This is a genomic window from Gilvimarinus sp. 1_MG-2023 (genome assembly GCF_030548285.1).
The window spans coordinates 1-366 of sequence record NZ_JAUOSC010000362.1 but is presented as its reverse complement, the minus strand read 5'-3'; the positions used below and the strand labels follow the sequence as shown (position 1 = coordinate 366).

1 protein-coding gene is annotated in these 366 nt (G+C 52.7%); it reads right to left on the bottom strand.

Annotated features, from left to right (window positions below):
* Positions 1-366: hypothetical protein (locus Q4563_RS17200; protein WP_303605360.1), on the bottom strand; the 366-nt coding region annotated here is incomplete at both ends.

Below are 366 nucleotides of genomic sequence, written 5' to 3'. Positions count from 1 at the left end.
GAAATGGCCTGATCGCGCTGACGGTATCATCCCCAAGGCCGATATCCGGATCGGTTTGATAAGTATCGTTGATAAAGGTCTGATTGGTACTGAATTTTGCTGTGCGTGCCAGGGCATTGGTTTTCAGGCGCTGGTCGATCCAGAACATACCGCCAGTGGTGGCAGCAAACGGATTGAATAAATCGTTGCTGTAACGCATGCCCAGCCATGACGGCAGCTTTACCCATTGCCAAGCCAGGTATTGGCTGGCCTGTGGTTGTGTTTGATCCTGTTTGACTTCTATATGGTGTGCGGCTGGGTAATGCTGGGTCAGCCAGGCGAGGTAGTCGCTGGCATCGGCACTTTCCAGTCCGTCCAGAGTAATCC